Source organism: Absicoccus intestinalis (assembly GCF_033971885.1).
Taxonomy (GTDB): Bacteria; Bacillota_I; Bacilli_A; order Erysipelotrichales; family Erysipelotrichaceae; genus Absicoccus; species Absicoccus intestinalis.
The window spans coordinates 1-8,643 of record NZ_JALBUS010000031.1 but is presented as its reverse complement, the minus strand read 5'-3'; the positions used below and the strand labels follow the sequence as shown (position 1 = coordinate 8,643).

At 33.9% G+C, this 8,643-nt stretch carries 10 protein-coding genes; 2 read left to right on the top strand and 8 right to left on the bottom strand.

The features are described 5' to 3' along the window. Positions 1-69: 69 nt before the first annotated feature. A complete protein-coding gene (locus MOZ64_RS11515; RefSeq protein ID WP_320326698.1) occupies positions 70-756 on the top strand; it encodes an MrfA Zn-binding domain-containing protein in 687 nt (228 codons plus the stop codon). 148 nt (positions 757-904) lie between these two features. On the opposite strand, the gene MOZ64_RS11510 is transcribed toward MOZ64_RS11515, so the two are convergent. From MOZ64_RS11510 to MOZ64_RS11475, 8 genes are read right to left on the bottom strand one after another with little or no spacing between them, the layout of a single operon-like run. Further along, a complete protein-coding gene (locus tag MOZ64_RS11510) occupies positions 905-1,516 on the bottom strand; it encodes a P-loop nucleotide/nucleoside kinase family protein (protein ID WP_320326697.1) in 612 nt (203 codons plus the stop codon). Continuing rightward, positions 1,513-2,253, bottom strand: a complete 741-nt coding sequence (locus MOZ64_RS11505) for a GntR family transcriptional regulator (protein WP_320326696.1) — start codon at positions 2,251-2,253, stop codon at positions 1,513-1,515. The genes MOZ64_RS11510 and MOZ64_RS11505 overlap by 4 nt, the downstream gene beginning before the upstream one ends. A 1-nt stretch (position 2,254) precedes the next feature. After that, positions 2,255-3,040 carry an SDR family NAD(P)-dependent oxidoreductase gene (locus tag MOZ64_RS11500; RefSeq protein ID WP_320326695.1) on the bottom strand — a complete coding sequence of 262 codons (786 nt, stop codon included), beginning with the start codon at positions 3,038-3,040 and terminating at the stop codon, positions 2,255-2,257. A 17-nt stretch (positions 3,041-3,057) separates the two neighbouring features. Continuing rightward, positions 3,058-3,531: a PTS sugar transporter subunit IIB gene (locus MOZ64_RS11495; protein WP_320326694.1), complete on the bottom strand. Its 474-nt coding sequence runs from the start codon at positions 3,529-3,531 to the stop codon at positions 3,058-3,060. Further along, positions 3,500-3,946, bottom strand: coding sequence for a PTS sugar transporter subunit IIA (locus tag MOZ64_RS11490; protein WP_320326693.1), 447 nt, complete (start codon positions 3,944-3,946; stop codon positions 3,500-3,502). Before MOZ64_RS11490 ends, MOZ64_RS11495 begins: the two co-directional genes overlap by 32 nt. Before the next feature lie 20 nt (positions 3,947-3,966). After that, positions 3,967-5,649 (bottom strand): PTS system mannose/fructose/sorbose family transporter subunit IID, encoded by a 1,683-nt coding sequence (locus MOZ64_RS11485; RefSeq protein ID WP_320326692.1) that lies wholly within the window; start codon positions 5,647-5,649, stop codon positions 3,967-3,969. Positions 5,650-5,658: 9 nt separating this feature from the next. Next, complete coding sequence (locus MOZ64_RS11480) at positions 5,659-6,663, bottom strand: zinc-dependent alcohol dehydrogenase family protein (RefSeq protein ID WP_320326691.1); 1,005 nt, start codon at positions 6,661-6,663, stop codon at positions 5,659-5,661. Positions 6,664-6,672: 9 nt separating this feature from the next. Next, positions 6,673-7,518 (bottom strand): class II fructose-bisphosphate aldolase, encoded by an 846-nt coding sequence (locus MOZ64_RS11475; protein ID WP_320326690.1) that lies wholly within the window; start codon positions 7,516-7,518, stop codon positions 6,673-6,675. Positions 7,519-7,742: 224 nt separating this feature from the next. On the opposite strand from MOZ64_RS11475, the gene MOZ64_RS11470 reads away from it, so the two are divergent. Beyond that, the gene (locus MOZ64_RS11470) at positions 7,743-8,489 is read left to right on the top strand and encodes a MurR/RpiR family transcriptional regulator (RefSeq protein WP_320326689.1); all 747 of its coding nucleotides are present in this window, start codon (positions 7,743-7,745) and stop codon (positions 8,487-8,489) included. The last annotated feature ends 154 nt before the right edge of the window (positions 8,490-8,643 follow it).

The window sequence follows — 8,643 nt, the reverse complement described above, 5'->3', positions numbered from 1 at the left end:
GATTATCTGCCATGGTGCAGTGATATAAAGACAATATGTAAATAAACCCGTTATGATACAAATAACTGTTTGTTCACAACGGGTTTTGTTTATAACATCATAGACACTGATTTATCTGACGCTTACATAACAAGTGCAAATGATGAGCTATTGGTAAAAAATAAAGAGACTTTCCACATATGCCCCATTTGTGGATATACACAAATTGCTCGTAGAAATTCTATTTTGAAAAACCTAGTCAAAGAACATAAAAATTATCGACAATTTGATTGTAATAATAAAACATTACAAAAAATCGAATTAGGGCACAGTTTTAGAACAGATGTGGCTCGATTTAACATTCCTTCTTTAAAACTAATTGACGCAGACAGTAAAGATAAAGCTTATTCAAAAGCATTGTCTTTTATGTACGCATTATTAGAAGGAATGAGCAATGCTTTAGATATTGAACGTAATGATATAGATGGTGTTCTTGATAGTAATTTTGAGACATACAGTTATGATATTCTTATTTTTGATAATGTGCCTGGTGGAGCAGGACATTCAAAAAGGTTGGTAGATAAAGATGCTTTTATTAAGGTTCTAAATAGCACATTAGATAAGGTTTCTCAAGATTGTTGCGATGAAAATACTTCTTGTTACAATTGTTTGAGAAATTATTATAACCAAACTTTTCATGAAAAACTTGTTAGAAAATATGCAAAAGAGGAAACAGAATATCTTTTAGAAGAAATTCAAAAATTAAACAATAGATGAATCAAAGCCACTTCAGGATGTTGATTGTGATTGAAGTGGCTCATTTTTCATTGAATAGGTGGTTCTGAGAAATGGAATGGATGGCTCCGTCATCTTGGAATATTCATCGCCTAAAATACATATAAATTTAGAGTATATATATATTCATTTAAGAGTTATATATATCTTGTTTAATGTTATTTAATAATGTTGAATAATCCACTTTAGAAAAATCAGTGACATCCACTTCATACAATTTTCCTAATGAAAATGATTGATAGCCACGATTTAAGCAACGATCAAAAAATTCTTCTTTTGTTAATAAATTATCTGCTTGTTTGTGATTTTGTAATTTCATGCCTTTATGATACTGTAGAACAATATGGCCCAGATGTCTATTTGTATTCAAATCTCGATTTTTTTGTCGTTCAAAGAGAATATTTAAATCACTAATCAGACGTACAGTTATAACTTGATATTGATATTTATCTGTAAGATGATGTAATTGATCATGTTGCTTACTACTGAACGGATAATCCGAAATGACATTTTTGTTTCTTTTAAACCATTCTTCTATTTCTAAATAGTATTCTTTCCAGCTCAGCTGGATCAATGATTCTTTTTCTTGTAATGTATCAAAGCCAAAAATATCCCAATTTCTCTCTTTGATTGTATCAGGACTTACTTCTTGAAATGCACCAATTTTCTGTTGGATCAATTGGCTTAAATATGTTTTTCCTGTTCCTGGATAACCAGCCAATAAAACTAATGTTTGTTTCATATACATTCATTCGATAGTTTAATTTCAAGGTGGTATAAATCAGCACGATAATATGTATAAACAACTTCTCGCGGTAAATTGTTTTTATCATAAGAGATTCTTTTTACCAACATAAGAGGACTGTTTTTTTTGATTTTAAATTGATTGGCTTTTTCATCATCCGCAAGAATGCAATAAATTTCTTGTGTGGCACATTCCCATAGAATGCCATAATGTAATTTTAAGAAAGCACGAAGTGATTCTTTTGAAAAATCATGATCCATAATGTCTGGAACATATGCTTTTTCAAAGTAATTAACGACTAGATAACATGGCTCTTCATTTACATAATGAATTCTTTCCATATGGATGATTTCAGCTTTTTTATCTAAATGTAGATCATGATTAATATCTAATAAGCCTTTATCAATATGTAAAATTAACACCTTATTGTATATATTTCCTTTATCAATATCATTTTTCTTTGCATAACTGACAACATGGCTCAACGCACTTTTTGGTGTATTGGATATAACAATACTCCCTTTACCACGTTGTCTTTTTATCATGCCTTCCTGTACCAGCATTTCCATGGCACTTCGTACAGTAGTTCGACTTACATGTAGATTTTCTGCCAATGAATTTTCAGTGGGCATAATATCACCTATTTTATACTGACCACTATATATACTTTGAAACAATTGGCTGTAAAGCTGGTAATATAATTGTTTCGGTCCACTGAAAGCAAGTGCAGTCATATTAATCCATCCATTCACCACCGACAAGATTAATAGATTGTCCTGTCAAATAGCTGGAATTATCGGTCAATAAGAACACAGCAGCATTAATCACATCTTGTAAATCAACCAAACGATGCATTGGAATTTGCTTTTCAAAATATGGTAAAACTTCTTCTGGATCTAAATTTCGTTTCTTTGCATATTCATATTTTAATTTATCCCACATTTCGGTATGTACGATACCTGGGCAGATACAGTTTAAACGAATATTTTTGTCTGCAAATTCTTTAGCAATGGATTGTGTCAAACCTAAAACGCCAAATTTACTTGCACAATAGATTGTCTGCCAAGAACTAGGCTTTTTACCTGATAGAGAACACATATTCACAATTTCACCTTTGCCGTTATTTAGCATGTGTGAAATTGCAACCTGACAACATAAGAAAGTAGCTTTTAAATTGACATTCAATGTTAGATTCCATAATTCTTCACTACAATCCAAGAAAGGAACCATTCTAGAAATACCAGCTGAGTTAACCCAGTTGGTTAAAGGGCCTAATTGTATTTCCACTTGATTGGTTGCATCCTCAATGGCTTGTTTATTGGTGACATCAACTTTGAAAAATTCAGCTATATTTCCTTTTGCTTTGATTTCATCGACTATTTGTTGCCCTTTTTCTTTATTTAAATCATAGACAGCAATTTTAGCGCCGCGTTTTGAAAAATCTTTTGCCATAGCAGCGCCCATTCCGCTGCTACCTCCTGTAATAACGATAACGCGCCCATCCATTCTTTCTTTATCCATAAATAACTTCCTTCTTTTTACTTTATATACTCAGCCACGGATACGGGTTTATTTTGTGGCATTACTTGAATAAATACGTTGACATTTTTATCTAATAGTTTTTTAAATTCTTCATTTTCTTCTGGACTTGTGGAAATATTTTTATATAGAGTAGATCTATCACTTCTTGCGCCCATTCCACCAACATCAATGGCATCAATAGGGACATTGTGATCAATCAAGTAATTCAGAACACCTGGCCCTTTGACTAACAAAATGGTTGGTGCATCCAATCCTTGTGAGAAGAATTCTACACCTTCTTCTTTGGTGAAAATCCCAATTGGAATTTCTTCAGGTATTGCCATTTCCAATACTTCAATCATGTATTCATCATTGGCTACATCATCATCAACAATTACAACTTGTTGAGCATTTTTATTCTTTATCCAAGCTGTCATAACCTGTCCGTGAATCAATCGGTCATCGATTCTTGTTAATACTAAGTTTTGCACGATTCTTTTTTTCTCCTTTTCTAAATGTTGTTGCTTTATAAGCTCTTTTATATGTACTCTCTGCTTTTTCAAGTAAAGAATTCAACGTGGAATCATCGTTTCTTTCTAATGCCAAAGTTAGCAACATTGGCATATTCATACCACTAACCAATGCCAGTTTGTAATCTTTGGATAAATAGGCTGCGCTCAAATAAGGGGTGCCACCGGCAATATCTGATAAGATTAAAGTTCCATCGTTGCTTTTGTCTCTACTTTCTTCAATCAATTTTGCTAAATTTGCACGATATGTTTCGGGAGTTGTGCCTGGTACGAGGGGGAGGGCTTTAACGCCATAATCCCCGCCGCCGATCATTTTTAAACCATCGAGCATACCTAGACACATGTCACCATGACTGATCAATATAATGTTTACCATTCAGCACCCACTTTCTGTTATTAACCTGTGTATCCCAAAATGCCTGTAAAGTAACCGATAAAACCAATTAAGAAGATAGCTATGATAATCCAAATGGTATTGACTTTTTTTCGTAACATCCACCAAACTAACATTGTTATACCTAATGGGATCAAACCGGGAGCCAGTGAATCTAAAACGCTTTGAAGTTTTGTTGTCCCTTCACCAACTGTAAATGCCAGATTTGTATTAATGGTTACACGTGTTGCAGCCATGGCACCTACAACCATCAAGCCAACAATACTAAATGCATTGATGATTTTATCGATGGTACCGTTTTTTAATATTCTTAGTAATGATGTTTTTCCTTGTTTATAACCTGTCATGAACATGAAATATCCGCAAGAGAAAATTAATGCTTCAAAAATAACAAAGGATAAGATTGGACCTAAATAGCTACCATCTAACGCCATTGAACAGCCAATACCAAATAAAATTGGGAACAAAATACCTTGCATAATGGTATCGCCGATACCGGCAACAGGTCCCATCAATCCAGTACGTACCGCATTAATATCTTTGGCGGATACATTTTCGCCATTAGCACGTGCTTCTTCCATTGAGCAGGTAATTCCGTTGATAATTGGACCGATTGTAAATACTTCAGAATTATAGAATTCCATATATTTTTTCAATTCTTCGACCTGCTTTTCTTTGGTATCATATAAGGCACGGATCGGTGTAATCATTAAATTCGCAATACCTAATGCTTGCAAACGTTCATAGTTGTAACAAGCTTCAGTACTGGTTGTCCACAACCATGTTTTAACCAGAGTTTTCTTTGATAATTTTTTCGTATATGGTAAAACTTCTCTTGGTTTATTTTCACTTATTGTTGCAGTTGGGACATCATCACTACCTACAGTAACCGTATTGATTTTTTTATCAACGCTCAAACGTTTTACTTTTTTCGCTGTTACTACTGTTTGTGCTGTTTTAGCAGAGTCATTCATATAAATGATGATAGCTATAATTGCTGAGAAAATAGAGATTGCTGTTAAACCCAAACCAGAATATGCTGTCAAGAAGAAACCACCAAAGAACCAAGGAATCAATTTTTTCTTACCTAAATAATTCAATAACATTGCGACTCCAAGTGCAGGCATAATACCACCAACAACTTCCAATGCATGGATAATATTTTCAGGTACGGCATGAATCAATTGTGTTGCCCATCCGCTTCCTGTTGTTACTAATAAAAAAGCCGGAATACCATATAATATAAATGCCATGCAGAATGAAGGCAAAAAGTTCATGATCCGAACGCCACGGATATTACCTTTTTCTAGCAAATGATCGGCTTGATGAATCCATGCAGCATTGACAGTCATGTAAATTTGATTCAGTAACAATCCGAACATACTAAATGGAATAGCAAATGTAACCGACATCGTTGGATTTGATCCTGTTAATATTGTCATTGCAGTACCAAAGATACCTGCAACAATTGTATTGCTTGGCATGGTTCCACCTGCTGAAATCCATCCTAGATAAATTAACTGAATATTAGCACCCGCCAACATACCGGTCATTGGATCACCCATAAAGACACCAACTAAGGTTCCAGTTGTTAGCGGATATACTAAGCATTTTGTAACGGGGCCAAAAAACCACCATTGTCCCATTGTTGCTAATAGAGCAACTAAAATTGCGGATAATAACATTATTTCCTCCTATCTTTTTCCAGATAAATACACCATGACTTTGCCTTGCTTAGAATATATATGATTTCTTAATTCATTTCCCATTTCTTCTAAACTCAATTCTGCACTAATCATGTCCTTTATGTTTAATAAACCACTTTCTAAAAAATGTACTGCACGATTGGTTGTTTGGGGATTTAAATATGATGTATAAATACTTAATTCTTTTGTATATGCTTCAAATTGATTGAATTGTAAAGGTTGTTTTGGATTGCCCAATCCAAATAATAAAACTTTGGCATTTTTACCGGCTACATGAATTGCTTGTTCCATAGTTTTTTTCAATCCAATACATTCAATCACATAGTCAATATTCTCTTCTTTGCTAATCTGCTCTAATTGATCACTATTTACAGCCATATCAGCGCCTAATTTTAAAGCTAATTTTTGCTTGATAGTTTCTTTTTCTACAACAATGATTTTTCCTGCCCCTGTATAACGGACAAGTTGTAACATCAATAACCCAATAGATCCCATGCCATATATAGCAACGGTTTTACCACTTTGTATCTGGATTAGATCCAATCCATGAATTACACAAGATAAAGGTTCAGCTAAAGCAGCAGACTGCAGATCCAAATGGTTGCTGATATGATAAACATTCTGTTCCGGTGGATATACATAATCAGCAAATCCTTTTGCAACACCATGTCGTTCTAAGCAAAAATTCGGTAACCCTTGTTGACACCAAATGCATTTTCCACAGCCATAGCTTGGATCACAGGTGACCCGATCCCCAGGCTTAAAGTATTTACATTCTGGTCCCACTTCTACAACGATTCCTGAACATTCGTGTCCCAAAATAATAGGTGGATTTACCACGCTGGCACCATTTTGTCCATTAAATTTATGAAGGTCTGTACCACAAAGACCACACCATGCAACTTCTATTTTTACTTCATCTTTTATAGGAGCTCTTTCCGGTACGTCTCGAACTTCATATGTATAATTACCCGTATAGAATCCTGCTCTCATAAAGTTTCCTTATTTTATATTTTTGAATAAGTTGATTTTTTGCTGAACAATCTCATCAATCTTTTTCAAACAAGGAATGACATTTTCTCGGTTGGATGTATTTTCTTTGTTGGAATTGTAACATTCTTTAGCAGTTCGATTCCAACCCACCAACAGTTCGGTTCCAACGTTGAATTTACGAATGCCTAAATCAATAACTTTTTTAACGTCTTCATCTTTGACGCCCGTTCCACCATGAATAACCAATGGAATATCAATAGCATCGTTGATTTTCTTTAATTGTTTAAAGTTGATATTGGTTTTTGATTTATATTGACCATGGTTGGTTCCTATGGCTACTGCTAATGCATCTATACCCGTGTGTTTTACAAATTCTATAGCAGCTTCTGGCTGTGTATAATGTACATTTGTTTGATCGACAACAATACCATTTTCCGTTCCACCAACGGTTCCTAATTCTGCTTCTACACTAACACCTCTTGGATGTGCATAATCAATTACGCGTTTGGTTCCTAAAATATTTTCTTTAAGTGGCAAAGCTGAACCATCAAACATAACAGAGCTGTATCCCGCATCAATAGCTTTACGGATTTCACTAAAATCCTGGGCATGATCCAAATGAAGTACAACATTGATACCGTATTCTTCCGCCAATGATTTGGCAATGGCTACAAGATTTCGATGTCCAACATAATTGGCTGTTCCACAGCTGGTTTGTACAATAACAGGCATATTTTGTTTAACTGCAGCTTTAATGATAGCTGGCATCATTTCTAAATTATGCGTATTAAAGGCCCCCACAGCCATATTTAATTCATCTGCTTCTTTTAAAACTTCTTTTAATGTAACATACATGTAATAAAAATCCTCCTCTAGTTCAGGTGTCCAGCCATTTAAACATCCAAACGTTTTAGATCAAAATATACGTACATTTGATTTACACCTATATTATAATTTCTTGACAAAAGTGCTTACAATACCTGTAAAGCGAAAACAGAACCACAAAAAAAGAAGATTTCCAATAAAAATGAAAATCATTTTCAAATATGTCATACTCTTAAAAAGCGAGGTTTTTTTAAATGTTTATACAATTATCGAAAGAGGGATATAATACTTTATCAGAATCGGAAAAGGTTATCATTGACTATATCAATGAACACGTAGATACCCTTATGGATACATCCATAACAACCATTGCCAGAAAAACTTTTACTTCTCCTGCAACTGTTTCACGTGCGATACGTAAGTGTGGTTATCAAAGTATGTCTGATTTACGCTACTCATATGTTGAACAACAGGAACAACGAAAAATAAGCAATACTTCACATATTTTAAACGAATCGTTAGCAAAATCATATCGTGAAACAGCACAAACAATTGATCAATTGGATACAAGGAAGATTTTGCAAACCATTGAATATATTCAATTTGCAAATCGTATATTTCTTGTTTCCAGAGGATTTACAACACTAGTCTCCGAAGAATTACAAATGTATTTACAATTATTTGGTTATACTACAATCATTGTCAAAGATGTTATGTGGATGAAAAAAATGGATAGAATCGTTGAAAAAAATGATACAGTGATTTTTTTAAGTGTGAATAATTCTACACCAGAATTATTTGAAGCTGCTCAAGCAGTAAAAACTGTGGGTGCTAAAATTGTTACTTGTTGCTGTAAAGAAAATACCAATCTTGAAAAAATTGCAGATGTAGCTTTAATTGGTCATTCTGAACCTATCGCAGAAGCTAAAGGTCTAACTATATCAAGCCGTATTCCTTTATTTGTGATTACACGGACTATCATTGAATACTTAGCACAATAAAAATGCTTAACTAGATGAAATACTAAAGTAAGCGTCAGATAAATCAGTGTCTATGATGTTATAAACAAAACCCGTTGTGAACAAACAGTTATTTGTATCATAACGGGTTTATTTACATATTGTCTTTATATCACTGCACCATGGCAGATAATCA